Genomic DNA, 26,387 nt, shown 5'->3' with positions numbered 1-26,387 from the left:
GGCTTACCGCGAAAAATCGTCGGCGGCTTCCGGTTGATACAGGATGCGCGCGAGCTTCAGTTCCTTTTGCGTGCCGCTCGGCGGCGTGAAGCGGATGCGCTCGCCGCGCTTCGCGCCGAGCAGCGCGAGGCCGGCCGGCGAGAACACATTCAGCCGGCCGTGCGCGAAGTCGGCGTCGGGAGGATAGACGACGGTCCACGTCATCTGCTCGCCGCTTGCTTCGTCGACCAGCGTCGCCTGCGAATTCATCGTGACGACGTCGGCGGGGATTTCGCGCGAATCGACGATGACGGCGCGTTCGAGCACGTCATCGAGCATGTCCTGCAGTTTCGCGTCCGTGGCCGCGTGCTTTTCGAGACGAGCGACGTCGAGTTCGGTCAGGTAACAGGTGCGGGTCTTTTTCATGGAGAGTGCTCCGTATCGGTGTGCATTGGATGCGACGCGCGGCGGCGCGCGCAGTGGCATGCAAATAAGGGATAAGCCGGTCACGCATCAGATGAGCCCGGAGCCCGCTCGCGCGGCCCGGGTCATCGGAGGGCTGCGTCAGAACGGGCGCCGGGCGGCGGGAAGCGGGGGCGTGGGGGTCGTTTCGCCGGTAGTGCGTGGGGCGACGCTCGCACGTGCGCAGCCGCTCGCGCGGCAGCGGCGCAGGCGGGTGAGAGCGTGGCAAGTCGGTCGGCGCATCGGAGTCACGGGAAAGCGGCCAGGTGATTGAAGAAGTGTTGAAAAAACGTTGAAAAAACGCGGACAACTTGGTGCGCGGAAGCGGGCAGGCGCGCGGTGCGCAATGAAGCAAAGCGAAGCCGCGCGCGGTGCGAAAGGGCCAGAGAGCCAGCACCCGCTAGCGCTGCAAAGCAACAGATGAAAGCTGGATGTTAGCACGCTGTCAGACGCGCTTTCCCGTGGCGACGCCACGCGGCTCGGCGAGCCTCTTTCGTGCGCCGCAATCCGGAGGGAGCGGCGAATAGGCGAACCGCCAAAGTAGTCGTGCGCAAGGCGTTCAAGCCACTCGAAAGAAGTGCCGTTATTGAGCATGCAACGAAGGCCACTGCCTGGCGCGACGCATCGCGCGGGACAGTGGGTGAATGGTGCGAGGCAATTCAAGGCGATTCGAGCCGATTGACAGGAGAGGTGCGCATGAAAGCGGAAACGAGGCAATGGCGGACGTTGAGCACGGGCGCGATGGCGGTGGCAGCCGCGGCGTTACTGGCTGCGCCGCTGGCGGTATCGGCGGCGAATGGCGGGGTGATCCGGTTTGTCGGCATGATCGTCGCGCCGCAACTGCGGATCAGCGCGGATGCGATGCCCGCCGGTGCGCAGGCAGGAGTCAGCGGCGCGAGCGTGGCCGGCCAGGGGCTGATGCGATCGGTGACGTTCAGCGCGCCGCCTGGCGTCGGCAGTGGCGCGGATGTCGCGTTCGAAGTCAACGGTAATGCGGCGGCGCACGATCTCGTCGCGGCGCGTTTCGTCGACGGCAGCGGACGCGTGACGACCGCCCGCGATGGTCACTACGAAGTGAGCCGCACCGGCGGCGTGCTGACGCTTAAAGCGAAGGGCGCGAGCGCCGACACGCGCGTGGCGGTTGTCGTCAGCTACGAGTGAGGGGCGGGCTGGCCGGCCGGCTTGTAGCTGGCGGCTGGTCGTCAATGAATCGGCGCGCGGCCGACGGGGAAATTCACGCGGCTCGTCTGCCCGAAAAAAAATTTAAAGCGAGCGTGTCATAACTCGCCGCGCGGTTCGACAAACGTGCAATTCCTGATTGGAGCACGTCATGTCAACCGCGCTTAGTCGCCCGGCACTTCAACGTTTCAAACTGCCGGTCGCGGTGAAAGCCGCATCCAGAGCGGCTTTCAAAGCTGCATCCGCAGCCGCGTCCTGTTTCGCATGCGGTCTCGCGCTGATGCTGCTCAGCTTCAGCAGCGTCGCCGCCAACGCCGCCGAGCACCTTTGCACCGCCCGCAGCCCCGCGCATCGCGTGGCGCTCGTCGAGCTTTACAGCAGCGAAGGCTGCGATAGCTGCCCGCCCGCGGACCGCTGGCTCGGTCAATGGAAAAGCGCGGGCGCCGCGCCCGGCGTCGTGCCGCTCGCGTTGCATGTCGACTACTGGGATGGCCTCGGCTGGACCGATCGCTTTGCGCAGCATCGCTTCACCGAGCGTCAGCAGACGCTGACCCATCTCGCGGGCGCGCACACGATCTACACCCCGGAAGTATTCGTCGCCGGCCGCGAGTTGCGCGACTGGTCGCAACGCGACAGCTTCGCGCGCCGTATCGACGAACTCGTCGCCGAGCCGGCGCAGGCGAATATCGCGCTCGCGCTGACGCCGCCCACGGCGGGGCTGGCGGGCATACCGGGAACGCCGGGCGTGTTCGGCGTCGATGCCCAGTTCGACGGCAAGGCCACATCCACTGCGGCGCCGTTGAGCGCCTATCTGGCGGTCTACGAGAACTCGCTGATGTCGCAAGTGGGTGCCGGAGAAAACCGTGGCGCGACGCTGCATCACGAGCGCGTCGTGCGGCAATGGATCGGCCCGGTGCCGCTGGTCGAGGGCCGTGCGCGGATTCGTCAGAACGTCCATATCGACGACGTCCCCACCGACGCGAACGCACACGCGCCCGCCAAGCGCTTCGGCGTGGTGGCCTTCGTCGAGAACGACGCGACCGGCGACGTGCTGCAAGCCGCCGACCTGCCCGCCTGCAACTGACCGGAATGCCATCGATATCCGGCCTGCCGCATTCCTGATCCCCATTACAGCGAGAGTCTCATGGCAACCCCTCATGCACTGCACAACAGCGTGCCGGCCGCACCGAACCAGCGTGGCGTCATTCATCCGCGGTGGGTGCGCATCACGCATTGGCTCAACGCGCTCGCGGCGATCGTGATGATGCTGTCGGGCTGGCGCATCTACGACGCGTCGCCGATCTTCCCGGCGTTCAGCTTTCCGCCTGGGATCACGCTCGGCGGCTGGCTCGGCGGCGCGCTGCAATGGCATTTCGCGGCGATGTGGCTACTCGTGTTCAACGGCCTCGTGTACGTCGCGCTCAATCTCGCGAGCGGGCGTTTCGTGCGCAAGTTCTGGCCGCTCACGCCGGCCGCGGTGCTGCGCGATTTCGTCGCCGCGCTGCGCGGCAAGCTCGCGCACGACGATCTGCGCATCTACAACGCGGTGCAGAAATTCGCCTACCTCTTCGCGATCGCAGACCTGATCGTGCTGGTGCTGTCGGGGCTCGCGATCTGGAAATCGGTGCAGTTTCCGCTGCTGCGCGAACTGATGGGCGGCTACGACAACGCCCGCGTCGTCCACTTCTGCGCGATGTCGCTGCTTGCCGCGTTTCTCGCCGTGCATCTGGTGATGGTCGCGCTGGTGCCGCGCTCGCTGCTCGCGATGCTGCGCGGACGATGAGCGCGCAGCCGAGCCCATACCGATTCACGACCTTCAAGCGAAGCAACACGCTAACGTAACGGACCTCGAATCATGACCAAGCCGCTCGCTCAACCCCCGGCCGACCCGGCGGCCCCACCCGCGCAAAACGCGCTTCAGAAGCTCGACCGCGAGTCGATCCTGATCGATGCGCGGCGCGAACTCGCGATGCCGTCACGCCGCCTGTTCGGCAAGCAGTTGCTGACGCTCGGCGGACTGTCGATGCTGACCGGTTGCTCGCTGACCGACGACACGTCGGTCAATCACTTCCTGACCGCCGTATCGCGGCTGAACGACCGCGCGCAGGCCGCGCTGTTCGACCCTCGGCAGCTTGCGCCGACCTATACCGAGGCGCAGATCACGCGGCCGTTCCCGTTCAACGCGTTCTACGGCGTCGACGAGGTGCCGCAGGTCGACGGTGACGGCTACCGTCTGAAGGTAAGCGGTCTCGTGACCGGCCAGCGCGTGTGGACGCTGCCCGAGCTTTACGCGCTGCCGCACGCGGAGCAGATCACGCGGCATATCTGCGTGGAGGGATGGAGCGCGATCGGCCGCTGGGGCGGCACGCCGTTCAGCGATTTTCTGCGACGCGTCGGCGCGGACACGACAGCGAAATACGTCGGCTTCAAATGCGCGGACGACTACTACGAAAGCATCGATATGCCGACCGCGCTGCATCCGCAAACACTGTTGACGTTTTCGTACGACGGCAAGCTTCTGCCGGCGCAATACGGCTACCCGATGAAGCTGCGCATGCCGACCAAGCTCGGCTACAAGAATCCGAAGCACATCGTCGAGATATTCGTCACCAACACCTACCCTGGCGGCTATTGGGTCGACCAGGGCTACAACTGGTTCGGAGGCTCCTGACGCGCGCGGTAGCGGCGCGCGTGCAGGTTGTGCGATGCACGCGGCGCCCGCGAACGCTCGCGGCAGCGGCTTCGGAAATACGCCGGCGCTGGCCGGTTTTTGATCGATCTACCTACTACGGAGTCATCCCATGAAAAAGATTGCAATCGCCACTATCACGACTGTTGCGCTGCTGACGGGCGCCGGCACCGCTTTCGCGCAGGCGAGCGGCGCGATGTCCAACGACGCGATGTCGAAGAACAGCATGGCGAAAGATTCGATGTCCAAAGACAGCATGTCGAAGGACGGCATGAAAAAGGACGCGATGAAGCACGATTCGATGAAGAAGGGCGGCGCGATGGGCATGAAGCACGAGGCGTCGGGCGCGATGGCGAACTGAGGTCCTGAGCGCAGGTCCTGAGCGCGGGTCCTGAACGATTCGCGCGGATTTCACCGGGGCAAGGCGACGCCGTGCCCCGGCCGAATTAGTCGCGTAGTTCGAAGTAAGCGAAAAGCCGGGGCTTCCCCGGCTTTTCTGTTGCAGGCACGCCAAAAGTTACGATTCTCCCGAGCGATGCGCGGGGCGCTTACTGCATAATGCGGTGCTCCTGCGTTGGCCTTTCCCGGCCGTCTATCGTCTTTCCGCTTCCCCCACATGCCCGTCAGTTCCGCCAATCGAACCGCATCGCCGCCGTGGCGTGCGCCGGTTCGTTCGACCGTCTTCAGCGCAGTCGCGGCACGCTGCCCGGCACGGCCACGCTGAACCCATGTCGCTGCAACGCCCAGGCTTTTCTTCGCGCGCGTGGCCGATCCGTTTGCCGCAGTCGCGCAACGGGCAGATTGCGCTCGCGCTCGCCGTCGTTTATCTGGTGTGGGGCTCGACCTATCTGACGATCCATGTCGCGCTCGGCTCGTTTCCGCCGTTGCTGCTGTCCGGTCTGCGCAATCTGTTCGCGGGTATCGGTCTGTTCGTGTTCGCGGTGCGCCGCAAGCCGATCCCGCCGAGCTTCGCCGAAATCCGTAACGCGGGACTGGTCGGCACGATGCTCGTCGGTCTGTCGAGCGGCATGCTCGCGTACGGGATGCGCACGGTCGGCACCGGTACAGCAGCGGTGATGGTCGCGACCGTACCGCTGTTCGCGACCGTGATCGCGGCTGTCGCCGGTCGCAAGATCGGCCGCGGCGAATGGTTCGCGGTGGGCCTCGGGCTCGTCGGTATCGTGATTCTGAGTCACGGCGACAGCGCGCCCGGTTCGGCGGGCGGCAGTCTCGCGATTCTGTGCGGCGCGCTGTTCTGGGCCGGCGGCGCGCATCTGGCCGGACAACTGAAGCTGCCGTCGGACCTGTTTCTGTCCACCGCGCTACAGATCGGCCTCGGCGGCGCGATCTCGACGCTGGTCGCGTGGGTGTCGGGCGAACGGATGCTCACGCTGCATTTCCTGCCGATCGTCGCATTCGTCTATCTGATGCTGATCGGCACGGTGGCCGCGTATGTCGCATACGGCTACCTGATTCGCCACACCAGTCCGATCATCGCGAGCAGTTGCATGTATGTGAATCCGGTGGTCGCGGTCGTGCTCGGCGCGTTGCTGCTCGGCGAGGCGGTCACGCGTTACACGGTGGTCGCGACGATCGTGATTCTGACCAGCGTGGGGCTGTCTTTCTGGTTCGATTACCGGAAAAAGCACGGCGCGTGACGTGTGGTGACGCGTGGCCCCGGAGCCTTGGGGTAGCGCTTCAAAGCGCCGCCGCCAGCTCCGCGCCCTCGCGAATCGCACGCTTCGCATCGAGTTCAGTCGCGAGCTTCGCGCCGCCGATCACATGAAAACGCGGACCATCGTTGCGTTGACCATGGGCTCCATCGGCCGCGGAGGGCAGCAGCTCACGTAGCGATTCCTGCCCTGCGCAGATGACGATCGTATCGACGTCGAGCCATTCGTCGGCACCGTCGCGCGCGATCCGCAAACCCCGCGCGCTGATCTCCCGGTACTCGACGCCGGCCAGCATCTGAACACCGTTTCTCACGAGCGTCGCGCGATGCACCCAGCCCGAGGTCTTGCCGAGCCCGGCGCCGAGCTTGCCGGCTTTGCGCTGCAATAGCCAGATCTGCCGCGCGGGCCTTGCCGCGGCAGCCGGCTTCAGACCGCCGCGCTCGCGCACCGCGAGATCGACACCCCATTCATCGAGCCACGTATCGCGCGGCACCGGCAGCGGGTCGCCCGCGCGATGCAGCAAGAACTCGCTGACGTCGAAGCCGATGCCGCCCGCGCCGATCACCGCGACCCTCTCGCCGACCGGGGCGCCGCGCAGCACGTCCACGTACGACAGCACGTTGGCCCCGTCGATGCCGGCGATCGCCGGCCGTCGCGGCACGATGCCGGTCGCGACGATCACGTCGTCGTAGCCGCCCGCGGCGAGCAGCGCCGCATCGACCCGCGTGCCGAGCCGCACGTCGACATGATGGCGCTGCAACTGGCTCGCGAAATAGCGGATCGTTTCGCTGAACTCTTCCTTGCCCGGCACGCGCATCGCGAGATTGAACTGGCCGCCGAGCCGGTCGCTCGCTTCGAACAGCGTCACGCGATGCCCGCGCGAGGCGGCCACCGCCGCCGCCGATAATCCGGCCGGCCCGGCACCGACCACCGCGATCGAACGCACGGCCTCGGAAGTCGCGAGTGGTCGGTAGATCAATTCGGTTTCGCGGCCCGCGCGCGGATTCACGAGGCAACTCGCGCGCTGATTGCGGAACGTGTGATCGAGGCACGCCTGGTTGCACGCGATACAGGTGTTGATCTCGTGCGCGCGGCCTTCGGCGGTCTTCAGCACGAACTCGGGATCGGCGAGCAGCGGCCTCGCCATCGAGACGAGGTCCGCCGCGCCGTCGGCGATCAAGGCTTCGCCGATCTCCGGCGTGTTGATCCGGTTCGACGCGATCACCGGCACGCTGACCGCGGCCTTCAGACGCGCGGTCAGTGACGCGAACGCCGCGCGCGGCACCGAGGTCACGATGGTCGGCACACGTGCCTCGTGCCAGCCGATGCCGGTATTGAACATCGTCACGCCGGCCGCTTCGAGCGCTCTCGCGACCTGCACGGTTTCGTCCCACGTATTGCCGCCTTCGACCAGATCGATCAGCGACAGCCGGTACACGACGATGAAGCGTTCGCCGCACATCGCGCGCACCCGTTCGACGATCTCGCGCGCGAGCCGCATGCGGTTCTCGAGACTGCCGCCGTAGCGGTCGGTGCGTTGATTCGTGCGCGGACACAGGAACTGGTTCAGCAGATAGCCTTCGCTGCCCATGATCTCGATGCCGTCATAGCCGGCGCGTTGCGCGAGTCGCGCGCAGCGCGCGTAATCGCGCACGGTCCTGTCGATGCCGGCAACGCTCAACGCGCGCGGCTTGAACTTCGAGATCGGCGACTTCAGCGCGGAAGCGGAGACGACGAATGGCTGATAACCATAGCGGCCCGCATGCAGGATCTGCAGCGCGATCTTGCCGCCCTCGGCATGTACGGCCTCGGTCAGCAGCCGGTGATTGCGCAGGTCGAACACCGAGTTCAGCGTGCCGCCGAACGGCAGCAGCCAGCCCTGACGATTCGGCGAAATGCCGCCGGTGATGATCAGCCCGACACCGCCTTTGGCGCGCTCGCGAAAGTACGCGGCGAGTTGCGGGTAATGCCAGAAGCGGTCTTCCATGCCGGTATGCATCGAACCCATCACGACGCGGTTGGAGAGCTTCGTGAAGCCCAGGTCGAGTTCGGCGAGTAAGTGTTGGTAAGACATTCAGCAGACCGTGTAAGGAAGGGAGCCGCCCGAACGATACACCGCGCGGTGTGCGGCAGCGCCGAGGAAAAATTCTAAATCCGCGCGAAGCGTTGTCGTTCGGCGTGCCTGTCGGCGCGCATATGTCGCTCCGACCCTCGCGGCACACGCATTGCTCATTGCGAGCGTCCACATCGGTTCGGCTTGCGCCACTCGAATCATCGGCGTGCCGTATCGGGCGGATGGGAGGGGGTGTCCGCGCGGGTCGCGGCGGAAGCCCGCATATCAATGGGCGATGGGTTGAGAGCCCAACATAGAGACAGGTGAACACAATGAAAATGATCCGAACCATGACGGCGGTCGTTGCCGTTGCATCGATTCTGAGCGCATGCGGCGGTGGCTCCGACGACGCCGGCAAAGAGCTTGGGCTGACCAATCCCGAGATCCATTTCATTCACGCCATTCCGAGCGGACCCGCGGTGGATTTCCTCGTCAACGGGACCGCGCCTTCCGGGCAGACCAACATCTCCTATAAGGGCGTCACGAATCTGACCAACATCAACACCGGCTCGACGAGCGTCGCGTATGCGGCAACCGGCACCAAGACTGCGCTCGCGAGCGGCACGTTCCCCGATGCCGCGAAAGGTCACGAGTACACGGTGCTCGCGCTGCCTGGACTGGCCGCGCCCGATATCGGCCTGATCGACGATCCGTTCGACAAGGGACTGCTGACCAATAGCGCGCGGCTGCGTGGCTTCAATGCATCGGCGAACGCGACCAATCTCGACCTGTATCTGGTGCAGGCGAACTCGACCAGCATCGCCTCCGTGTCGCCGACGATCGCCGGCGTGTCGTTCAAGAATGCGGTGCCGCCGAGCGGCCAGGATTCGATCTACGTATCGGGCGGCCAGTACGTGCTGATCGCGACCGCGGCCGGCAGCAAGACGCCGATCTTCCAGTCGGCGGCATTCTCGCTGTCGAACAACGCCGACTGGTTGATCACGTCGGTGCCGATCGGCGGTGCGATCACCCAGCTTCTGCCGGGGCAGATTCATCTGCTGATCGCGCAGAACGGCAACACGAGCACGCCGAGCGTCGAACTGTCGAATACGCTGACCGGTCAATGACGCGGCGCGAATAGCAGGCTGTGGCTGCGCGTGCGTGTATCAGCGCACGCGCTCGTGATTGCGATTGGGATTGAGATAACAAACTGCGGGCTACGCACTGCAGCGGAGGGCGACGCGGCGATCCACGCGAGTGGATCGCCGTTTCGTTTTTATGGGCGCGGATAACGCGCGCTAGCACTGCTGGCAATCAGAAGCGAACGACAAAAAAAGACGACAAAAAGCCCGTCGCGGAGATCCCGCGACGGGCCTTCAAGATGCCATGTGCGTGTCAGCTTTTATTTGTTCTTTTCAGCCGAGTTCGTGATGGCGTTGCCGCCCTTCGAGATGTCTTCGCCGGCTCCCGCCATCGTGTTGCAACCGGCGGCCAGCATTACCGTTCCCGCAAGCACCAGTAAAGCGATCAGTCGAGTCATGAAAGTTCTCCTTGTCGAGAATGCATCAGTTGATGTCGTCCGACCGGGGCGTGCCAGTCGTTCAGGTCTCGATCCGGTATCGAGGTTTCGAACCGGCCTGATTGCATGGTAAAAAAAGGGCGGGGGCCGCGCTGTCGGCCGCATAGCGATTTTGTTGTAGGCGTGCTCCGGTGTTTGCGTCGGCGCAGTCCTACAAGGTATTTCGACGGATGCCGTGGGGCCTTGCTACACGGGGCTTTGCGATGACACCGACGGTGCCGCGGCGGGCGGTGTGGCCGGTGATGTTGCCGGCGCCAACGGCGACGCCGGCAAGTCGACCGACGGCGTCGCGGTGCTGACGCTCGGCATCACGACGTCGATGTCGGTGCCGTTGTGCGTGCCGCGGCGGATGTCGAAGCGCCCGCCATGCGCGGCGACGCGCTGGCGCATGCCGAGCAGGCCATGCGTATGCGTGCGCTTCAGATCGGCGGGCATGATGCCGACGCCGTTATCGGCGATATGCAGCGCGACCTCGCCATCGTCGACCCGCAATGCAATCGATACTTTCGACGCGCGCGCATACTTCGCCGCGTTCGTCAGCGATTCCTGGGCGACGCGAAAGAGCGCGATTTCGGTCTGCTCGTCGAGCTGGATATCGTCGGCGGGCAGATGCAATTCGAGCGCCCAGTTGTTGCGCTGCGCGGCTTCGTCGGCGAGCGTGCGCAGCGCGGTCACGAGACCGAAATTGGCCAGCACGGTCGGCCGCATGTCCTCGATGATGCGGCGCTTCAGCGCGATGCCCTGATCGAGATTCGCGAGCACGCGCTTGAGCTTGTCGGCGAGATCAGGGTCGCTGTCCTTCAGTTTGCGGCGCGCCCACGCAACGTCCATCCGGCACGCGGTCAGAATCGCGCCGAGTTCGTCGTGCAGTTCGCGTGCGAGCTGGGTCTTCTCGTTTTCGCTGACCGCCTGCAGATGCCAGCCGAGCGCTTCGAGCTGACGGGTGCGTTCGTTGACGAGCTGGTCGAGTTCTTCCTGCTGCGTAATCAGTTGACGTTGCGCGCGCGCCTGCCGGTCGATCTGGATGCCGAGATTGCGAAACAGCAGAATGAACAACACGATGTTCAACGCCGACAATCCCGCCGCGCACAACGTGGAGAGCCGCTGATCGGCGCGGCTCGCGGCGAGCGCATGCTGCGCGCGGCGCTCTTCGTTGTCGCGCAGCAGCGTGAGCGTGCTGTCGATCAGCGACGCATCGGCCGCATCGAGATGGGCGGCGTTGCCGCATGCGCTGAGATCGAGCGGATGGGGTGCCGCGTGCTGCAATGCGGCGACGCCCGCGCCGATACGCGCGTCGATCAGCGCGAGAATCTGCGTGAAGCTCGCAAGCTCCGCGCTGTCGGCGCGGCCGCCGCGATAAAACTGCTCCAGTTGCCGGGTGCTTTCGCGGATGCGCGCGGCGCTCGCGCAGAACGCATGGGCGCGCGCATCGTCCTTCGTCAGAAGAAACGCGTTTTGCTGCGCGCCAAGGCGCGATAGTTCGCTCGCGAGCGTGCTCAGCTGCACGGTCACGCCGCGCGCTTCGAGCGCGGTTTCGTATTCGGCGGTGATGCGTTGGCGCGCGGTCTCGAGAATCACGAGGCCGCCCACGGTGATGACGATCGCCACCGTCATCGCGATCGCCCAGCTGCGGTTGCGCATCCACTCGGCGAGCCGCGTCGCGGCGTGCGGATGGTCGGCTTGCTGCAGGTTCTGCGGTTTCGACACGTTCGACTCCCTCGGTCTCGATCATCGGTATCACGTGCGCCGCGTAACGCGGTCGTAATCCAATGTAAGCGGATTCTCACACGAAAAACGGCGAGCGTCGGAATGCGCGCGCCGACCCTCATCGATAGCATGGACCTGATCGTTCATTCAATGTTTCGGAGGTCGCCATCATGTTGAAGTGGGCACTGTTGTTCGCCGTCGTCGCAGTGATCGCCGGTCTGCTCGGCTTTACCGGCATCGCGGCCGGCGCGGCGGCGATCGCGAAGTTCCTGTTCTTCGTGTTCGTCGTGCTGTGCGTGGTGTTCCTCGTGCTGGGCTTCATCGTCACCAAGAAAATGATCGATTAGCGTTTGATCGATTAGCGTTCGTTGGCGTGGGGCAGGCCGCGCGTGCGTCGTCTCGATGGCGGGCGAGCGGTTTGCCGATAGCCGATACCAACAAAAGGGAGAATCGCCATGCTTCACTATGCCATCGTCTTCTTCGTGATTGCGATCATCGCCGCCGTGTTCGGCTTTACCGGCATTGCGGCGGGCGCGGCTGAAATCGCGAAGATCCTGTTCTATATCTTTCTGGTCGTGTTCGTGGTCACGTTGCTGCTCGGCGTGTTCCGAACCTAGCCGCGCGAATGCGTACGCCTGGAATACATACGGCGTACGCAAATCGGTGTAGCCGATAAACAAAGAAAGGCGCGCGAACCCGGGCGCTCTGTTGCGGTTGACGCGCTGAGGCGCCTGGCCCGCGAGTTCGCTCAGTTCTCAATGAGTTCTTTGCGAGCTCGCCTGGTTCGCAATAAGCGCTGTATTGCGTTGCCGGTGCATCAGGCGCGATTCATGCGGATGCCCAATTCCCCCATACCGGATAAAGGAGAAGTTCGATGACGAAGCAATCTGGCGACACATTCGTGATGGACATCAAAAAGATCCGCGAGGACGCGAGAAAGCATATGTCTGACGGTCCGGTCACGCCGACCTACGGCGCGAATCGCGACACGGTGCTCAAGCTGCTCAACGACGCGCTGGCGACCGAAATCGTCTGCACGCTGCGCTACAAACGCCATTTCTTCATGGCGAAGGGCATCAATTCGGAGGCGGTCGCCACCGAGTTTGCCGAGCATGCGACCGAGGAACAGGAACACGCGGACCGCATCGCCGAGCGTATCGTGCAGCTCGGCGGTGAGCCCGATTTCGCGCCAGACGGCATCAAGACGCGCGCGCATTCGGAATACAAGGAAGGCCGCGATCTGACCGACATGATCCGCGAGAACCTGGTTGCCGAGCGCATCGCGATCGATACGTATCGCGAGATCGTTCGCTATCTCGGCGACAAGGACGTGACCACGCGGCGGCTGTTCGAAGAGATCCTCGCGGTCGAGGAGGAGCATGCGGACGATATGGCCGATCTGCTCGAAGGACGCGAATGACCCGCGCGCGGCGCGCATGAGGCGATGAAGTGAGGCGATGAAGTCAGCGGGGCGCACCGGCGACGGGCGCGGTTCGAATGAGCATGGCTGCGCGCCGGGGGTGCTCAGGTGCGCGGTTATGCGAGCACCCATTGCGGCATTCCCGCCGGACCCGCGCCCGCGCCACTACAATGTGTGCTTCGGCGCCATGCCGCGCTGCCTTTGCACGGACAACCCAACCGATGATTCGAGTGCTGATAGCTGACGATCACGCGATCGTCCGAGGCGGTTTCAGACAGTTCGTCGCCGACGAGCCCGACATGTGCGTGGCCGCCGAGGCCGCGACCGGCGAGGAAGCGATCGGGCTCGTGCGCGAACAGGCGTTCGACGTCGTGCTGCTGGATATCGCGATGCCGGACAAGAACGGCATCGACACATTGCGTGTGATCAAACAGCTGCGCCCCGAGCAGGGCGTGCTGATTCTGTCTGGCTATCCGGAAAGCCAGTACGCGATCAACCTGCTGCGCGCGGGCGCGAACGGTTATCTGAACAAGGACTGCGAGCCGGAGGAGATCGTGCGAGCAATCCGCTCGGTTGCGCGCGGGCATCGCTATCTGTCGGAGGCGGTCGCCGATGCGCTCGCCGACAATCTCGACAAGCCTGCGGCGGGGCGCCCGCACGAAGCGTTATCGGAGCGCGAATTCCAGATCTTTTGCAAACTCGCGGCCGGCCAGTTGCCGACCGAGATCGCCGAGGAATTGCATCTGTCGGTGAAGACCGTGAGCACATACCGCGCGCGCGTGCTGGAGAAAATGCGCGTCGCGAACAACGCGGACCTCACCTATTACGCGATCAAGAACGGCCTGATCGAATGACGGATGACCGAGACATTCCGATGAAGAGCGTTCCGAACCCCGTTGCCGAATCAGCCCGCCGCGCGCCGTTGCGCGTGCTGCTGATCGAGGATTCGCCGCTGATCCGCCGCAGCCTGATGGAAGAAATCGATTCGTCCGGCCTGCTACGCGTAGCCGCCTACGCCGACTCAGCGGACCAGGCGATCGCCCTGCTGGGCGACGAACCCTTCGACGCGGTAATCGTCGACCTGCAACTAAAACAGGGCTCAGGCGTCCCGGTGCTCGCGTACCTGCAACGCGAGGGATTGATCGAATCGATGTTCGCGGCGGTGTTAACGAATCACGCACTGCCTGCCTACCGCGAGCGCTGCGAGCAATATGGCATCCGCCACTTCTACGACAAATCATTCGAATTCGACCGCGTCCTCGACGCTCTGCACGAGTATGCGCAAGGGCGTCGCGACGGCGCGTGAACGCGCTACCCGAATGCTGAAGCCGCGCTCGACAAGCGGGTTTATTGCGCCGCCCGCGCCGCCCTCTGCAAATGAATCCACGCGCCGAGCCCGGCAAACACGACGCCGGCAACACTAACCCCAGCCCACCCAAACAGCGGCCAAACCACAGCCCCAACCCCCGACCCTAGCGCCCCGCCAATAAAATACGTAACCATATAAACAGTATTCACGCGACTCCGAGCATCAGGCTTCAGCGCATAAATCCGCGACTGATTAGAAATCTGCGCAGCCTGCACCCCGACATCGAGAATAATCACCCCGATCACCAACCCGACAATACTCTTCCCCGACAGCCCAAAAATCACAAACGAAATCGCAACGAGCGCGAGCGACAAGGTAATGATTGAGCGCGGCCCGCGCCGATCCGCAAACTTCCCGGCAAGCGGCGCAGCCATCGCCCCAGCCGCGCCGACGATGCCGAACAACCCAGCCGCCTGCGGCCCCAAATGAAACGGCGCACCCGCAAGCAACAACGCAAGCACCGACCAGAAAATGCTAAACGCGGCAAACATCGCCGCGCCCACCAGCGATGCCTCACGCAGCACACGATGCTCGACGACCAGATGCCACATCGACACGAGCAGCTTGCCGTACGGCAACGACGAGGTCGGCTTGCTTTTCGGCAAGCGCAAGATGATGACGACCGCCAGCACGAGCAGCGCGACAACCGACACGCCGAACACCGCGCGCCAGCCGAAGTATTGAGCGACGATGCCCGCCGCGGTCCGCGCGAGCAGAATGCCGAGCAGCAACCCGCTCATCACGGTGCCGACCGCGTGACCGCGCTCGGCGGGTGGCGCGAGTTCGGCCGAGAACGGCACGGCCTGTTGCGCGATCGTCGACAGCACACCGATCGCAAGACTCGCAACGATCAGCACGGAGATCGTCGGTGCCGCTGCCGCGACAATCAGCGCGACGCACAGGCCGGCGATCTGCAGCAGGATCAGCAGACGCCGGTCGAAGCGGTCGCCGAGCGGCGCGAGCAGCAGCATGCCGGCCGCGTAGCCGAGCTGCGTGACGGTCGGTACCGCGCCGACCCACGACGCGCCGGCCGGAAACGACTGACGGAAGCTATCGAGCAGCGGCTGGTTGTAATAGATGTTCGCGACCGTCACGCCGGCGATCGTCGCGAGCAGCAGTAGCAGGCCGCGCAACGACCGGTTGGAGGTCGCGGAAGAGGAAGCGTCGGAAGTGGACATGACAGATGGGATCGTCGGACCGGCCCATGCGCGGTCCTCAAGCGTGCCGATCATACCGGAGCAAGGCGGTTCTTGCAGGTTCGCGCGCTGCGGCGCAACCCTGCCATTCTCCTTTCACGGCGAGGCCCGACAGCCGGGCCATTCCCGTCAGTCGATCAACCCATCATCGTCATAAAAAGGATACGGACCGTCTGCCGCGTCAACATAGGCCAGATGCGTGACGATGCCCGTCGCCGGATCGTAGCGATGCAACGCGTATGCGGGCGGCTCCATCACGAATTCCGACGGCGCATCGTCGCGCAGGTCGAGCGCGACCTGATGCGCGGGCGCCGGAATCGCGCTTGCGATCGTGCCGCCGAAGCGCATGAACATCGAGCGGTGCACATGTCCGCAGATCACCCGTTCGACGTTCGGATGCGCGCTGATCAGCGCCGCAAGTTTGTCCGACGCCGCTGGGTCGAGACGTATCTCATCCATATGGCCGACGCCACTGACGAACGGCGGATGATGCAGCGCGACCACGACCGGCTTGCCGCGCGCCGCGTCGAGCTGCTGCGCGAGCCACGCGAGGCGCGTATCGCACAGCGTGCCGCCGCTTGCGCCGGGGATCAGCGAATCGAGCGCGATTACGCGCAGCGGACCTACGTCGAACGCGTATTGCACGAACTCGCTGTCGCCCTGCAATTCCGTGCGTTCGGCAAAGGTCGCGCGCAATGCGTCGCGTGCGTCGTGATTGCCGACCATCGGGAAGTAGGGGATATCGAGCGGCGCGAGCAGTGCTTTCAGATGTTCGTACTGTTGCGGGTCGCCCTGATCGACGAGGTCGCCGGTCATGATCACCGCGTCCGGGCGCGGCACCAGCGCATTGAGCGCGGCGACGCAGCGCGCGAGATAGGCGGCGGTATCGACGCGGCGATAGGCGAGCACGCCGGGCCGCTTGATATGCAGGTCGCTAATTTGAGCCAGCAGCATGGGAAGTCCTTTGGGGGAGGCATAAGCGCCGGGAGCCGGCGCTGCTGTTCTTACTAAGATAGTGCAATGAGCGCGTCTTGCTCGATCGAGATGCCGACCGCCGTACCACGTGCCAGTTCGATCCGGCCCGCGACGTCGACGACGAGCGGCTCCGGCGCCGCGCCGCCGATCGTCAGACGGGTGCGTTCGCCGAGAAACGCGGTGCTTTCGATCTGACCGCGCAACTGCGCGCTCGCGGGGTCGGTGAGCCGTGCGTCTTCGGGGCGGAAGAAGATCTCGTGCGGGCCGTCGGCCGCGGTGCTTGCCGCGGTGTTTGCCGCTGCATGCATAGCGCCATGTGCGGGCAACGGCACCGCGCCGCCGGTCGTCGTCAGCATGCCGTCGCGCCGCTCGCCCGCGAGCCGGTTGATCGTGCCGACGAACTGCGCGACCGTGCGATTCGCTGGCCGATAGTAGATGTCGCGCGGCGAGCCGATCTGCTCGATGCGCCCCGCGCTCATCACGACGATGCGGTCGCCCAGTTCCATCGCCTCGGCCTGATCGTGCGTCACGTAGACAGTCGTGATGCCAAGCTCGCGCAACAGCGCATTCATTTCGCCGCGCAGCGTATCGCGCAGACGCGCATCGAGCGCGGTCAGCGGTTCGTCGAGCAGCAGCACCCGCGGCTGCACCGCGAGCGCGCGCGCCAGCGCCACGCGTTGCCGCTGGCCGCCCGACAGTTGATCGATCGGTTTGTCCGCGTGCGCGGTGAGCCGCATCATGCCGAGCAGTTCGTCGACGCGCTGGCGCGCGAGCGCGGCCGGCGTGCGGCGGATTTTAAGTCCGTAACCGATGTTGCCGCGCACCGTCAGATTCGGAAACAGTGCATAGCTCTGGAACACCATGCCGACCGCGCGCTTTTCGATCGGCAGCGCGGTCACGTCGTCGTCGCCGAATGCGATGCGGCCACCCGCGTCCGGTGTTTCGAGGCCGGCGATCAGCCGCAGCGTCGTCGTCTTGCCGCAGCCGGATGGCCCGAGCAGCACCAGCGTTTCGCCCGCGCCGATCGCGAGGTCGAGCGGTTCGAGTACGCGCGTGCCGCGAAACGTCTTCGCGCACTGCGTGAGCGTGATGGGCACCGAAGTCAGTTTCATCGCGTGTCGTCGGAGGTCGTGGAAGGGGCGGCCTTTTTCGACGCGCTGCGCTGGCCGGTCGCGTCGACGCCGAGCCATTGCATCGCGACGAGCAGCGGCATCGTCATGATGAAAAACAGGATCGTGTACGCGCTGCCGATCTCGATGCGCATCGACGCATAGGTGTCGGCGAGACCGACCGGCAGCGTCTTCGTATCGGGCGTGTGCAGCATCCACGTCAGGTTGAATTCGCCGATCGACAGCGTCAGCACCGCGAGCGCCCCCGCGACGATGCCGGGCCGTGCGTTCGGCAGCACGATCGTGATGAAGCGCGTGAAGAAGCTCGCGCCGAGGCTCGCTGCGCCTTCTTCGAGCGTGCGCAGATCGCTGCTCGCGCAGACTGCCGCGACCGCGCGCACCATGAACGGCAGCGTGAACACCACATGGCCGACCACGATAAACATCGAGCTCATCCGGAACGCGGTGAAGCCGCCGTAGATCACCAGCAGCGCGAGCGCCGATGCGAGGCCGGGCAGCGCGATCGGCAGCACGAGAAACTCCTCGACGAGGCGCGCGAAACGCGTCTTGCTGCGCGCGAGTACGTAGCCGGCGGGCACGCCGGTCAGCAGCGTGATGACGAGCGTAATCGCCGCGACTTCGAGCGACAGCCACACCGAGTCGTGATACTGCGTCCACACGTCGATCAGCCAGCGCAGCGTGAGGCCGCTCGATACGCCCTTGAAGTAGTTGACCGTCAGCCCCGCCACGATCGACATCACGACCGGCACGATCAGGAACGCGCACAACAGCAGCGTGACGAGCCATTGACCGGCCGCGAGCCACGCGCGCGTTGACGGCCATGCGCGCCGCGCGCGCGGGCCTGCCGCCGGTTGTGAAGGTGAAGAGGGCGAGGAGGGCGATGAAGAGCCAGTGATCGAGTTCATGGAGCGAGTGTCGTTCTGCTTGCCGGTGTCCGAACCGCGCGACGCGGCACTCATGCGCTGGCCGCCACGGCGGAGCCGCTCGCGCTGCGCGCCAGCGCGAGCACCGCCCACGTGACGATGCCGAGCACGATCGACAGACCCGCGGCCGTCACCATGTTCGCGTTCAGCGTGAACTCGGTGTAGATGGTCATCGGCAGCACGTCGATGTCGGTGGCGAGCGTGAACGCGGTGCCGAATGCGCCCATCGCGGTCGCGAAGCACACCGCGCCCGCTGCGATCAGCCCTGGCGATAGCGCGGGCAGCACGATGTCGCGCATGATCCGCCACGGCGATGCGCCGAGCGAACGCGCGGCTTCTTCGAGCGAAGCATCGAGCTTGGTCGCCGACGCCATCACGGTGACGATCACACGCGGAATCGAGAAATACAGGTAGCCGAGAAAGAGTCCGCTCATCGAATACGCGAACACCCAGCGATCGCCGGTGAGTTTCAGCGACAGCGCGCCGATCAACCCCTGCCGTCCGGCGAGCATGATCACCATGAAGCCGACCACCACGCCCGGAAATGCGAGCGGAAACGTCAGCAGCGCGAGCAGCGTGCGCTTTAACGCGAACTCGCGGCGCGCGAGCAGCAGCCCCGCGATCACCGACAACACCAGCGTGGCCGCGGTGACCGCCGCCGACAGCACGACGGTCGCGCCGAGGCTCGACATATAGCGCGGATTGGTCAGCATCGCGCGATAGGTCGACAACGCGTGACCGTCGGCCGACAGCTGCGCGAGCGCACCCATCGGCAGCAGCCAGAACGCGATGAACACCGCCAGCGCCGGCGCGAGTAATGCGATACGCCAGCGCAGCGGGAACGTGACGTCGTTCAATGCATCACCTGAAGATAGCGCTCGCCGAAGGCCGATTGCTTGTCCGCCATCTTCGCGAAGTCGACTGCCTTGGCGCGCGCATAGTCGCTCGCGGGCAGGAATTTCGCGGCGATGTCCGGGCTCATCGCGCTCGCGCGCACCGGCCGCAGATACGCTTCCGCCCACAGCTTCTGGCCTTCGTCGGACAGCACGAAATCGAGCACCTTCTTGCCGTTCGCTTCGTGCGGCGCGCCCTTCACGAGGCTCATCACGTACGGCACCGAGATCGTGCCTTCCTGCGGAATCACGAATTCGACGTTTGCATGATCCTTGTATTTCGCGCGATAGGCGTCGAAATCGTAGTCGAGCAGGATCGGAATTTCACCGGACAGCACGCGCGCGTACGCGGTCTGCTTCGGCACGATCGGCGCGTTGGCCTTCAGCTTCCTGAACCAGTCGAGGCCCGGTTCGAAGTTATCGAGCGTGCCGCCGAGTGCCTGATTCACCGCGACCGCGCCCGCATAACCGACGAACGCGCTCGACGGATCGAGGTAGCCGATCATCCCTTTGTATTCGGGCTTCAGCAGATCAGCCCATGAACGCGGCACCGGCTTGCCTTCGAGCGCATCCTTGTTGACGAAGAAGCCGAGCGTGCCCGAATGGATCGTGAACCAGTAGCCCTGCGGGTCCTTCAGATCAGCGGGGATGTCGTTCCAGTGCGCGGGCTTGTACGGCTGGATCACACCCTTGTCCTTCGCCTGGAACGCCGACGACACGCCGAGATAGACGACGTCCGCGACCGGGCTCTTCTGCTCGGCCATCATCTGCGCGATCGCCTGGCCCGAGTTCTTGTTGTCGAACGGCACGCGAATACCGGTCTTCTGCTGGATCGCCTTGATCTGGCTCGCCCAGTCGGCCCATTCGGGCGGGCAGTTGTAGCAGATCGCGGTTTCGTCGGCGTGCGCGGCTTGCGGCGCGAGCGTCGCGAACGCGGCGCCCGCGACGATCAGGCCGGCCGGCAGCACGGTTGCCGCGGCGAGCGTGAGTTTTTGCCAGAGTGGTTTTAGCGAAGATGCCAGGCGTGGGGTTGAGCGGATCACTGCGGGTCTCCAGGTAAGGAAAAGGGCGGGTGGTGGTTTGGAGTTGACTGGGTTGTCGGCGTGATTCGGGTAGCGCGTGCGATTGGGGTTACGTTTCAGATGCCCGTTGAGTTTCGTGTGCTTTGTGTATTTCGCGTGCGTCGTACTTGCGTACCTGATTTATGTGTAGCGTCGGTATCGCGCCGCATGACGTTCGTGCGGCTCATATGTTTCATGTAGAACGTGTCGCCGCTCGCGCCGCGCATGCGCTGATGCATCCGTGCATGCATACATGCGTGCGGCCGCATGGCTTCATGCGCAAGGTTTTTCCGCAGCCGGCGCGATGCCGTTAGCCGATGACATGTCGAGGCGATCCGCAAGTGCCGCGATCGTCTCGCCTTCGCGCACGCTGTGCGGCAACGTCAACGCAAGCGAGGTCTCGCCGCACGCGTCGTAATCGCCGCCGATGCGCGCGCGCAGCCGCTGCCAGGCCGCGCAGCCGATGTCGCGATTCGGCGCGCAGATGGTGGCGAGCGGCGGCGACAGCAGTTCGCTCATCGCGAGGCCATCGAAGCCGAGAATCGACATGTCCTGCGGAATCTTCAGACGCGCGCGACGCAGCCCGCGCATCACGACCATCGCGAGCAGATCGTTGCTGCAAAAGAGCGCGGTTGGGCGGTTCGCGCCGTGGGTCAGATGCGCGAGCACGGACGGCGCCAGTTCTTCCGCATTGAAATCGACTTCGAGCGCGGGCGCGGGCGTGAGCCCGGCCTGCTGCATCGCCTGCGTATAGCCGAGATGCCGCTGACGCGCGCGGTCCGACGCGGCGAACGAGCCGGCCAGCATCAGGATGCGGCGATGGCCGTGCGCGATCAGACGGCGCACGCCGTCGTATGCGGCGAGGCGATTGTCGACCGATACCGACGGACGCCGCACCGTGTCGTTATGCATCAGCACGTAGAGCAGGCCCGCGCGGTCGAGTTCGTCGAGCAGCGGATGCGTGTCGGCATCGGCGACGGTCAGGATCAGACCTTCGACGCGATGCTCGCGCAGCGTTTCGATCGCGTGACGTTCGCGCTCGACGTCGTACTGCGTGGTCATCAGCATCAGCCGGTAGCCTTGCGCGGACGCGAGATCGTCGATGCCTTGCAGGCATTCGGCGAACACCGGATTGGCGAGCGTCGGCAGGATCACGCCAATGAGGCGCGAGCGTTCGCCGCGCAACTGCCGGCCGAGCGGGCTCGGACGGAAGTTCAGCGCGTCGATCGATTGCCGCACCTTGTCGAGCGTGACGGGGTTCACGGTGTGCGGCGCATTAAGCGCGCGCGAGACCGTGGCGATGGAAAAGCCCGCGTGGGCGGCGACATCCTTGATGGTCGGCGTCATCGTTGCCGTTCCGTTGTAAACGTTTTCGGTGAGCGGATTATCGTGAACGTTTGTGACTTGGGGATGACTGTTGCGAGAGGTTGAAAGCGAGCGGGGAGGGCAGCGACGATCCGCCTGTCTGGCGGCGAATGCGCGGTTTTTGGGGTGCTTGCGACGCAGTGGTAGAATTCGCGACCACGCGCGATGACGCCCCTGCCGGGGTGATGAAATTGGTAAACATAGCGGACTTAAAATCCGCCGCTTCACGGCTTGCCGGTTCGAGTCCGGTCCCCGGCACCAGCAGTATTCCGCCAGTTCGGAGAAAATCGACAAACCCGCCACGAACAGATATCTGGCGGGTTTTTTGTTGGCTGGATGTTCCAGTGTGTTCGTGCGAATGAGCGGTCCGTGGGGTCCAGCGTCTGTCCGGGCGTTACACTGCCGGTTGCGCGAGAAGCAGGAAACTCCGCGCGCGGGGAAGCCGGCGGTAGATGTTGATCTCGGAGAAGCGAAGCATGTCGGGAAACGCGACGCGAATACTCACGACGCGCACGGGCCAATAAAATCATGCAGCGTCAAAAATCTGCCTTACTGATCCGTTGTTTGCGCTGGCGTCTGATACAGATCGCGGTGACGAGTGCCATCCCCGCGATGGCCTGGGCCGACTGCATCGACGATGCGGCATCGTTTCAGCACGTGAACGTCGGTCTGATGCGTGCGATTGCCCAGGTCGAATCGGGTACGCAAACCGACGTCATCAACCGCAACAGCGATGGAACGGTTGATATCGGTCTCATGCAGATCAACAGCTCGTGGCTGCCGCGGCTCGCTCGCGAAGGCATTTCGGAGCAGAGCCTGTTCGATCCATGTACGAATGCCTATGTGGGCGCATGGATACTGTCGGAGAATATCCGCCAGTACGGCCCGACGTGGAGCGCGATCGGCGCCTATAACGCAGCGTCGCCCGAGAAGCGGCTCGCCTATGCCCGCAAGGTGTACGCTACCGCGCAAGCCATCGCTAACTCGCCGGATTCGCCGATGCCCATTCTTCCGCCGTCATTTGTCCCGCCGCAGACCTATAGCCCGTTCGCGACCCTGCAGGTGAACCAGGTCAAAGTGGGCGCTCCGCATGGGGCACCAACCGCGCCCGCTTCGGCAAATGCGGCTTCCGCGATTTCGTCGGCGACGCCGGGCGCCTATAACTTCGGTTGGACCATCGCAGGTGCGGACGCCGCTAAACCCGTGCAGGTATTCGACGATGGGACCAAAGTCTATGTCCAGTTCGGCGACCTGAAGCGCGTGCCGGCCATCTTCGCGGATACGCCACACGGACGCGTCGTACTGCGCTGGGAAGCACAACCGCCGTATGCAATCATTTCGTCGCCGGAGCGCAAGCTGATCTTCCAGATCGGCTCGGCTGAAGCTGTTGCGCAAAAGACCGCCGTGAGCGGATCAGCCGGAGCGGCGACTGTGAAGGTGCCGGGCACGGCGGCATCGGCGGCCGAGGCGCTTGCTGCGCTGAAGCCTGATTCGAAGCCCGATGCCGCGCGTGGGGCATCCGTGCCATCGACGGACGCGCTTTGGTATGTCGGGGCTTCCTCGTCGGCCAAAGTACCTGCAGCGACATTGCCTGCGCCGCAGGTGACCGCGGGGACGACTCAGGCTTCGCCGCCGGGCGCGCCACCAGCGGCACCGCAAACAGACCCCGGCCAGACTCCGGCAGCCAAGTCACAGGCAGCTTCGCCCGGAACAAGCGCGCTGTGGTACGTCACACAGTGACCCCACGCGGCGCCCAAACGTAGATGCACTGCTGTAGCAACGCATCCCTTAAGTCAGCCGTCCCCGTCTTCCATGTCCTCGCTGAAATACCTGACCGGCTATCCCGCACCATTGCAGGAAAAAGTGCAAACGCTGATCGCCACCGATCAGCTCGCCGCGTACATCGCCAAAAAATACCCGCACACGCACGACGTGCAAACCGATCGCGCGCTCTACGAGTACTGCGCGGAATTGAAGCGCGAACATCTGCGCAACGCGGAGCAGATCGACAAGGTGACTTACGACAGCAAGCTCGACGTCATGCGTCACGCGCTCGGTCTGCACACCAGCATTTCGCGCGTGCAGGGCGGCAAGCTGAAAGCGAAAAAGGAAATCCGTGTCGCGTCGCTATTCAAGTCCGCGGCACCGGAGTTTCTGAAGATGATCGTCGTGCATGAACTCGCGCATCTGAAAGAGAGCGATCACAACAAGGCGTTTTATCGTTTGTGCGAGTTCATGCAGCCGGGCTACCACCAGATCGAGTTCGATCTGCGCCTCTATCTGACGCACCGTGATCTGACGAAGAAAACCGCCTGAAACACGCGGGAAGCGCGTCGGCAGGCGGTCATTGTCAAACGCTAATCCTAACCTTCTTAACCGGCAGGTTTCAGGCGGCCACTGCTTCCACAGCCTCCACTACCGATGCCGTCAACAGCACCGGAATCGACTTCGACGTCGGCGTACCCGCGCCGTCCGCCACCGACGAAAGCGGCACTAGCGGATTCGTCTCCGGATAGTACGCACCGAGGCAGCCGCGCGGAATGTCGTATTCGACCAGCAGAAAGCCATCCACGCGACGCTGGATGCCATCGGCCCACACGCTCGTGATATCGACGCGCTGACCGGCCGCGAAACCGAGCATCGCGAGGTCGTCCGGATTGGCGAACAGCACACGCCGCTGCCCATATACGCCGCGATAGCGATCGTCGAGCCCGTAAATCGTCGTGTTGTACTGGTCGTGCGAGCGCGTGGTCATCAGCGTCATCAGCCGTTCGCCGTATTGCTTCTTCGCCTGATGAATCGGCGTATCGAGCGCGATCGCGTGCGCGATGAACTGTGCCTTGCCGCTCGGCGTTTTCCACACGCGATCGCGCGACGCGACGCCAAGGTGAAAGCCGCCCGGCTTCTTCAACCGTTCGTTGTAGTCCGCGAAACCGTCGATCACCTTCGCGATGCCGTCGCGAATCAGCGCATAGTCGGCCGCGTGCGCGAGCCAGTCGACCTTGCCGCTGCCGAGCGTTGCGTGCGCCATGCGCGCGACGATCGCGATTTCCGACAGCAGATTGGTCGACGCCGGTGTGTTCATCCCGTACGAGATGTGCACCATGCTCATCGAGTCCTCGACGCTGACGCCTTGCGCGACGCCGTTCTGCAGATCGATCTCGGTGCGGCCGAGCGTCGGCAGGATCAGCGCGTCGCGGCCGTGCACGAGGTGGCTGCGATTGAGCTTCGTCGTCACGTGCACGGTCAGGTCGCACGCGCGCATCGCGTCCCACGTGCGCGGTGTGTCCGGCGTCGCGATCGAGAAGTTGCCGCCGAGGCCGATGAACACCTTGACCTTGCCGTCGAGCATCGCCTGAATCGTGTTGACGACATCGAGCCCGTGTTCGCGCGGCGGTTCGAAATCGTAGGCCGCGCCGAGCTTGTCGAGAAACGCCTGAGTCGGCCTTTCCTCGATGCCGACCGTGCGGTCGCCCTGCACGTTCGAGTGGCCGCGCACCGGGCACAGCCCCGCGCCGCGCCGGCCGATATTGCCGCGCATCATCATCAGGTTCGACAGCAGCTGCACGGTTGCCACCGAGTTTTTGTGCTGCGTCAGACCCATGCCCCACGTCGAGATCACCGCGCGGCCACGCACGTAGATGTCGGCGAGTTGCAGCACGTCGTCGAAGGTCACGCCCGCTTCGGCGACGATCGTGTCCCAGCGCTCGGCGCGCAGATCGTCGGCAAACGCGTCGAAGCCGACCGTATGCTCGGCGATGAACTCGACGTCGAGCACACGTTCGAGACCCGATGCAAGCGCTTCGTCGTCGAGTTCGAGCACGCGCTTGGCGACGCCCTTGATCAGCGCGAAATCGCCGCCGACTTTCGGGCGAATGAACACCGAACTGATTTTTGTGCTGCCCATCGTCAGCATTTCGACCGGGTGCTGCGGGCTCGCGAAGCGCTCGAGCCCGCGTTCTTTCAGCGGATTGATCGAGACGATCGTCGCGCCGCGCTTCGCGCATTCGCGCAACTCGCCGAGCATGCGCGGATGGTTGGTGGCCGGGTTCTGGCCGAAGATCAGCAGCGTGTCCGCGTGTTCGAAGTCGTCGAGCGTGACCGTGCCCTTGCCGATGCCGACCGTATGCGGCAGACCGCGGCTGGTCGCCTCGTGGCACATGTTCGAACAGTCAGGGAAATTGTTGGTGCCGTACATGCGCACGAACAACTGGTACAGGAACGCGGCTTCGTTGCTCGCGCGGCCCGACGTGTAGAACGCGGCGCGATCCGGATCGTCGAGACGTTTCAGATGCTCCGCGATCAGCTCGAACGCGTCGTCCCAGCCGATCGGCACGTAGCGGTCGCGCGCGGCGTCGTAGACGAGCGGATCGGTCAGGCGGCCGTGCTGCTCGAGTTCGAAGTCGGATTGCGTCATCAATTCGGCGACGCTGTGCTGCTCGAAGAACGCGGGCGTCACGCGCTTGCTGGTCGCCTCGGCGGCCACCGCCTTGACGCCGTTTTCGCAGAATTCGAACGTCGACGCGTGCTCGCGATCCGGCCACGCGCAGCCGGGGCAGTCGAAGCCGTCGGGCTGGTTCTGTTTGAGCAGCGTGCGGTAGTTGCCGCCCGCGACCTTTTCCTTCAGCAGGTTGACGGCGACGTATTTGAGCGCGCCCCAGCCGGCGGCCGGGTGCTTGTACGGTTCGATGCGCGGTTCGGCGCGGACTTCGTTCTTCTTCATGGCGTGGCGAT

26 protein-coding genes and 1 tRNA gene are annotated in these 26,387 nt (G+C 64.5%); 15 read left to right on the top strand and 12 right to left on the bottom strand.

The window, feature by feature from the left end; translation table 11 throughout:
- Window positions 1–3: 3 nt before the first annotated feature.
- On the bottom strand, window positions 4–405 hold the full coding sequence (locus tag L0U82_RS11570; RefSeq protein ID WP_233831038.1) for a GreA/GreB family elongation factor: 402 nt from the start codon (window positions 403–405) through the stop codon (window positions 4–6).
- 732 nt (window positions 406–1,137) lie between these two features.
- On the opposite strand from L0U82_RS11570, the gene L0U82_RS11565 reads away from it, so the two are divergent.
- The 6 genes from L0U82_RS11565 (at window position 1,138) to L0U82_RS11540 (ending at window position 5,967) form a co-directional block, all read left to right on the top strand.
- Entirely contained in the window at window positions 1,138–1,602 is a 465-nt protein-coding gene (locus tag L0U82_RS11565) for a hypothetical protein (protein ID WP_233831037.1), read from the top strand.
- Between the two features lie 169 nt (window positions 1,603–1,771).
- On the top strand, window positions 1,772–2,704 hold the full coding sequence (locus L0U82_RS11560) for a DUF1223 domain-containing protein (RefSeq protein WP_442793613.1): 933 nt from the start codon (window positions 1,772–1,774) through the stop codon (window positions 2,702–2,704).
- 60 nt (window positions 2,705–2,764) lie between these two features.
- Complete coding sequence (locus L0U82_RS11555; protein ID WP_233831035.1) at window positions 2,765–3,403, top strand: cytochrome b/b6 domain-containing protein; 639 nt, start codon at window positions 2,765–2,767, stop codon at window positions 3,401–3,403.
- Between the two features lie 72 nt (window positions 3,404–3,475).
- Window positions 3,476–4,291 (top strand): molybdopterin-dependent oxidoreductase, encoded by an 816-nt coding sequence (locus L0U82_RS11550; protein ID WP_233831032.1) that lies wholly within the window; start codon window positions 3,476–3,478, stop codon window positions 4,289–4,291.
- A gap of 130 nt (window positions 4,292–4,421) precedes the next feature.
- A complete protein-coding gene (locus tag L0U82_RS11545; protein WP_233831029.1) occupies window positions 4,422–4,670 on the top strand; it encodes a pentapeptide MXKDX repeat protein in 249 nt (82 codons plus the stop codon).
- A 367-nt stretch (window positions 4,671–5,037) separates the two neighbouring features.
- Window positions 5,038–5,967 carry an EamA family transporter gene (locus L0U82_RS11540; protein WP_233831028.1) on the top strand — a complete coding sequence of 310 codons (930 nt, stop codon included), beginning with the start codon at window positions 5,038–5,040 and terminating at the stop codon, window positions 5,965–5,967.
- A 40-nt stretch (window positions 5,968–6,007) separates the two neighbouring features.
- Here L0U82_RS11540 and L0U82_RS11535 read toward each other — a convergent pair whose 3' ends face one another.
- Window positions 6,008–8,056 (bottom strand): NADPH-dependent 2,4-dienoyl-CoA reductase, encoded by a 2,049-nt coding sequence (locus L0U82_RS11535; protein WP_233831027.1) that lies wholly within the window; start codon window positions 8,054–8,056, stop codon window positions 6,008–6,010.
- Between the two features lie 311 nt (window positions 8,057–8,367).
- Here L0U82_RS11535 and L0U82_RS11530 point away from each other — a divergent pair, with 311 nt between their 5' ends.
- On the top strand, window positions 8,368–9,162 hold the full coding sequence (locus L0U82_RS11530; protein WP_233831025.1) for a DUF4397 domain-containing protein: 795 nt from the start codon (window positions 8,368–8,370) through the stop codon (window positions 9,160–9,162).
- Window positions 9,163–9,437: 275 nt separating this feature from the next.
- On the opposite strand, the gene L0U82_RS11525 is transcribed toward L0U82_RS11530, so the two are convergent.
- Window positions 9,438–9,575: an entericidin A/B family lipoprotein gene (locus tag L0U82_RS11525; RefSeq protein ID WP_233831023.1), complete on the bottom strand. Its 138-nt coding sequence runs from the start codon at window positions 9,573–9,575 to the stop codon at window positions 9,438–9,440.
- Between the two features lie 225 nt (window positions 9,576–9,800).
- Window positions 9,801–11,255 carry a sensor histidine kinase gene (locus L0U82_RS11520; RefSeq protein ID WP_233833241.1) on the bottom strand — a complete coding sequence of 485 codons (1,455 nt, stop codon included), beginning with the start codon at window positions 11,253–11,255 and terminating at the stop codon, window positions 9,801–9,803.
- 236 nt (window positions 11,256–11,491) lie between these two features.
- Here L0U82_RS11520 and L0U82_RS11515 point away from each other — a divergent pair, with 236 nt between their 5' ends.
- The 5 genes from L0U82_RS11515 to L0U82_RS11495 all read left to right on the top strand — a co-directional run bounded on the left by L0U82_RS11515 (window position 11,492) and on the right by L0U82_RS11495 (window position 14,047).
- The gene (locus tag L0U82_RS11515; RefSeq protein ID WP_233831021.1) at window positions 11,492–11,668 is read left to right on the top strand and encodes a DUF1328 family protein; all 177 of its coding nucleotides are present in this window, start codon (window positions 11,492–11,494) and stop codon (window positions 11,666–11,668) included.
- 108 nt (window positions 11,669–11,776) lie between these two features.
- On the top strand, window positions 11,777–11,938 hold the full coding sequence (locus tag L0U82_RS11510) for a DUF1328 domain-containing protein (protein ID WP_006052455.1): 162 nt from the start codon (window positions 11,777–11,779) through the stop codon (window positions 11,936–11,938).
- Window positions 11,939–12,195: 257 nt separating this feature from the next.
- Complete coding sequence (locus L0U82_RS11505) at window positions 12,196–12,741, top strand: ferritin-like domain-containing protein (RefSeq protein ID WP_233831019.1); 546 nt, start codon at window positions 12,196–12,198, stop codon at window positions 12,739–12,741.
- A 221-nt stretch (window positions 12,742–12,962) separates the two neighbouring features.
- Window positions 12,963–13,595: a response regulator gene (locus tag L0U82_RS11500; protein ID WP_233831017.1), complete on the top strand. Its 633-nt coding sequence runs from the start codon at window positions 12,963–12,965 to the stop codon at window positions 13,593–13,595.
- A 20-nt stretch (window positions 13,596–13,615) separates the two neighbouring features.
- Window positions 13,616–14,047, top strand: a complete 432-nt coding sequence (locus tag L0U82_RS11495; RefSeq protein WP_233831015.1) for a response regulator — start codon at window positions 13,616–13,618, stop codon at window positions 14,045–14,047.
- A 41-nt stretch (window positions 14,048–14,088) separates the two neighbouring features.
- Here the strand turns inward: L0U82_RS11495 and L0U82_RS11490 are convergent, their stop codons facing one another.
- From L0U82_RS11490 to L0U82_RS11460, 7 genes are all read right to left on the bottom strand, one after another.
- Window positions 14,089–15,288 (bottom strand): MFS transporter, encoded by a 1,200-nt coding sequence (locus L0U82_RS11490; protein ID WP_233831012.1) that lies wholly within the window; start codon window positions 15,286–15,288, stop codon window positions 14,089–14,091.
- Between the two features lie 147 nt (window positions 15,289–15,435).
- A complete protein-coding gene (locus tag L0U82_RS11485) occupies window positions 15,436–16,260 on the bottom strand; it encodes a phosphodiesterase (protein WP_233831009.1) in 825 nt (274 codons plus the stop codon).
- 53 nt (window positions 16,261–16,313) lie between these two features.
- On the bottom strand, window positions 16,314–17,393 hold the full coding sequence (locus L0U82_RS11480; protein ID WP_233831007.1) for an ABC transporter ATP-binding protein: 1,080 nt from the start codon (window positions 17,391–17,393) through the stop codon (window positions 16,314–16,316).
- Window positions 17,390–18,316 (bottom strand): ABC transporter permease, encoded by a 927-nt coding sequence (locus L0U82_RS11475; RefSeq protein ID WP_233831005.1) that lies wholly within the window; start codon window positions 18,314–18,316, stop codon window positions 17,390–17,392. Before L0U82_RS11475 ends, L0U82_RS11480 begins: the two co-directional genes overlap by 4 nt.
- Window positions 18,317–18,366: 50 nt before the next feature.
- The gene (locus L0U82_RS11470) at window positions 18,367–19,191 is read right to left on the bottom strand and encodes an ABC transporter permease (protein WP_233831003.1); all 825 of its coding nucleotides are present in this window, start codon (window positions 19,189–19,191) and stop codon (window positions 18,367–18,369) included.
- Window positions 19,188–20,270, bottom strand: coding sequence for an ABC transporter substrate-binding protein (locus L0U82_RS11465; protein WP_233831001.1), 1,083 nt, complete (start codon window positions 20,268–20,270; stop codon window positions 19,188–19,190). The genes L0U82_RS11470 and L0U82_RS11465 overlap by 4 nt, the downstream gene beginning before the upstream one ends.
- Window positions 20,271–20,561: 291 nt before the next feature.
- Window positions 20,562–21,635, bottom strand: coding sequence for a LacI family DNA-binding transcriptional regulator (locus tag L0U82_RS11460; RefSeq protein WP_233830999.1), 1,074 nt, complete (start codon window positions 21,633–21,635; stop codon window positions 20,562–20,564).
- Window positions 21,636–21,829: 194 nt separating this feature from the next.
- Between L0U82_RS11460 and L0U82_RS11455 the strand changes: the two genes are divergently transcribed.
- The 3 genes from L0U82_RS11455 (at window position 21,830) to L0U82_RS11445 (ending at window position 23,969) form a co-directional block, all read left to right on the top strand.
- Window positions 21,830–21,914: transfer RNA gene (locus L0U82_RS11455), tRNA-Leu, on the top strand.
- 267 nt (window positions 21,915–22,181) lie between these two features.
- On the top strand, window positions 22,182–23,393 hold the full coding sequence (locus L0U82_RS11450) for a transglycosylase SLT domain-containing protein (protein WP_442793612.1): 1,212 nt from the start codon (window positions 22,182–22,184) through the stop codon (window positions 23,391–23,393).
- 72 nt (window positions 23,394–23,465) lie between these two features.
- The gene (locus L0U82_RS11445) at window positions 23,466–23,969 is read left to right on the top strand and encodes a M48 metallopeptidase family protein (RefSeq protein ID WP_233830997.1); all 504 of its coding nucleotides are present in this window, start codon (window positions 23,466–23,468) and stop codon (window positions 23,967–23,969) included.
- Window positions 23,970–24,039: 70 nt separating this feature from the next.
- Here the strand turns inward: L0U82_RS11445 and L0U82_RS11440 are convergent, their stop codons facing one another.
- Window positions 24,040–26,376, bottom strand: coding sequence for an FdhF/YdeP family oxidoreductase (locus L0U82_RS11440; protein WP_233830995.1), 2,337 nt, complete (start codon window positions 26,374–26,376; stop codon window positions 24,040–24,042).
- Window positions 26,377–26,387 lie beyond the last annotated feature (11 nt).

The organism is Paraburkholderia sp. ZP32-5, assembly GCF_021390495.1.
Lineage (GTDB): Bacteria > Pseudomonadota > Gammaproteobacteria > Burkholderiales > Burkholderiaceae > Paraburkholderia.
Note: the sequence above shows the minus strand (reverse complement) of the source record. Positions and strands in the feature narration are given on the sequence as shown.

What these genes read in the sequence shown, in the direction of transcription:
- L0U82_RS11570 (WP_233831038.1), bottom strand. Translation starts at nt 405, where the DNA reads ATGAAAAAGACCCGCACCTGTTACCTGACCGAACTCGACGTCGCTCGT.
- L0U82_RS11565 (WP_233831037.1), top strand. Translation starts at nt 1,138, where the DNA reads ATGAAAGCGGAAACGAGGCAATGGCGGACGTTGAGCACGGGCGCGATG.
- L0U82_RS11560 (WP_442793613.1), top strand. Translation starts at nt 1,772, where the DNA reads ATGTCAACCGCGCTTAGTCGCCCGGCACTTCAACGTTTCAAACTGCCG.
- L0U82_RS11555 (WP_233831035.1), top strand. Translation starts at nt 2,765, where the DNA reads ATGGCAACCCCTCATGCACTGCACAACAGCGTGCCGGCCGCACCGAAC.
- L0U82_RS11550 (WP_233831032.1), top strand. Translation starts at nt 3,476, where the DNA reads ATGACCAAGCCGCTCGCTCAACCCCCGGCCGACCCGGCGGCCCCACCC.
- L0U82_RS11545 (WP_233831029.1), top strand. Translation starts at nt 4,422, where the DNA reads ATGAAAAAGATTGCAATCGCCACTATCACGACTGTTGCGCTGCTGACG.
- L0U82_RS11540 (WP_233831028.1), top strand. Translation starts at nt 5,038, where the DNA reads ATGTCGCTGCAACGCCCAGGCTTTTCTTCGCGCGCGTGGCCGATCCGT.
- L0U82_RS11535 (WP_233831027.1), bottom strand. Translation starts at nt 8,056, where the DNA reads ATGTCTTACCAACACTTACTCGCCGAACTCGACCTGGGCTTCACGAAG.
- L0U82_RS11530 (WP_233831025.1), top strand. Translation starts at nt 8,368, where the DNA reads ATGAAAATGATCCGAACCATGACGGCGGTCGTTGCCGTTGCATCGATT.
- L0U82_RS11525 (WP_233831023.1), bottom strand. Translation starts at nt 9,575, where the DNA reads ATGACTCGACTGATCGCTTTACTGGTGCTTGCGGGAACGGTAATGCTG.
- L0U82_RS11520 (WP_233833241.1), bottom strand. Translation starts at nt 11,255, where the DNA reads ATGCGCAACCGCAGCTGGGCGATCGCGATGACGGTGGCGATCGTCATC.
- L0U82_RS11515 (WP_233831021.1), top strand. Translation starts at nt 11,492, where the DNA reads ATGTTGAAGTGGGCACTGTTGTTCGCCGTCGTCGCAGTGATCGCCGGT.
- L0U82_RS11510 (WP_006052455.1), top strand. Translation starts at nt 11,777, where the DNA reads ATGCTTCACTATGCCATCGTCTTCTTCGTGATTGCGATCATCGCCGCC.
- L0U82_RS11505 (WP_233831019.1), top strand. Translation starts at nt 12,196, where the DNA reads ATGACGAAGCAATCTGGCGACACATTCGTGATGGACATCAAAAAGATC.
- L0U82_RS11500 (WP_233831017.1), top strand. Translation starts at nt 12,963, where the DNA reads ATGATTCGAGTGCTGATAGCTGACGATCACGCGATCGTCCGAGGCGGT.
- L0U82_RS11495 (WP_233831015.1), top strand. Translation starts at nt 13,616, where the DNA reads ATGAAGAGCGTTCCGAACCCCGTTGCCGAATCAGCCCGCCGCGCGCCG.
- L0U82_RS11490 (WP_233831012.1), bottom strand. Translation starts at nt 15,288, where the DNA reads ATGTCCACTTCCGACGCTTCCTCTTCCGCGACCTCCAACCGGTCGTTG.
- L0U82_RS11485 (WP_233831009.1), bottom strand. Translation starts at nt 16,260, where the DNA reads ATGCTGCTGGCTCAAATTAGCGACCTGCATATCAAGCGGCCCGGCGTG.
- L0U82_RS11480 (WP_233831007.1), bottom strand. Translation starts at nt 17,393, where the DNA reads ATGAAACTGACTTCGGTGCCCATCACGCTCACGCAGTGCGCGAAGACG.
- L0U82_RS11475 (WP_233831005.1), bottom strand. Translation starts at nt 18,316, where the DNA reads ATGAACTCGATCACTGGCTCTTCATCGCCCTCCTCGCCCTCTTCACCT.
- L0U82_RS11460 (WP_233830999.1), bottom strand. Translation starts at nt 21,635, where the DNA reads ATGACGCCGACCATCAAGGATGTCGCCGCCCACGCGGGCTTTTCCATC.
- L0U82_RS11450 (WP_442793612.1), top strand. Translation starts at nt 22,182, where the DNA reads ATGCAGCGTCAAAAATCTGCCTTACTGATCCGTTGTTTGCGCTGGCGT.
- L0U82_RS11445 (WP_233830997.1), top strand. Translation starts at nt 23,466, where the DNA reads ATGTCCTCGCTGAAATACCTGACCGGCTATCCCGCACCATTGCAGGAA.
- L0U82_RS11440 (WP_233830995.1), bottom strand. Translation starts at nt 26,376, where the DNA reads ATGAAGAAGAACGAAGTCCGCGCCGAACCGCGCATCGAACCGTACAAG.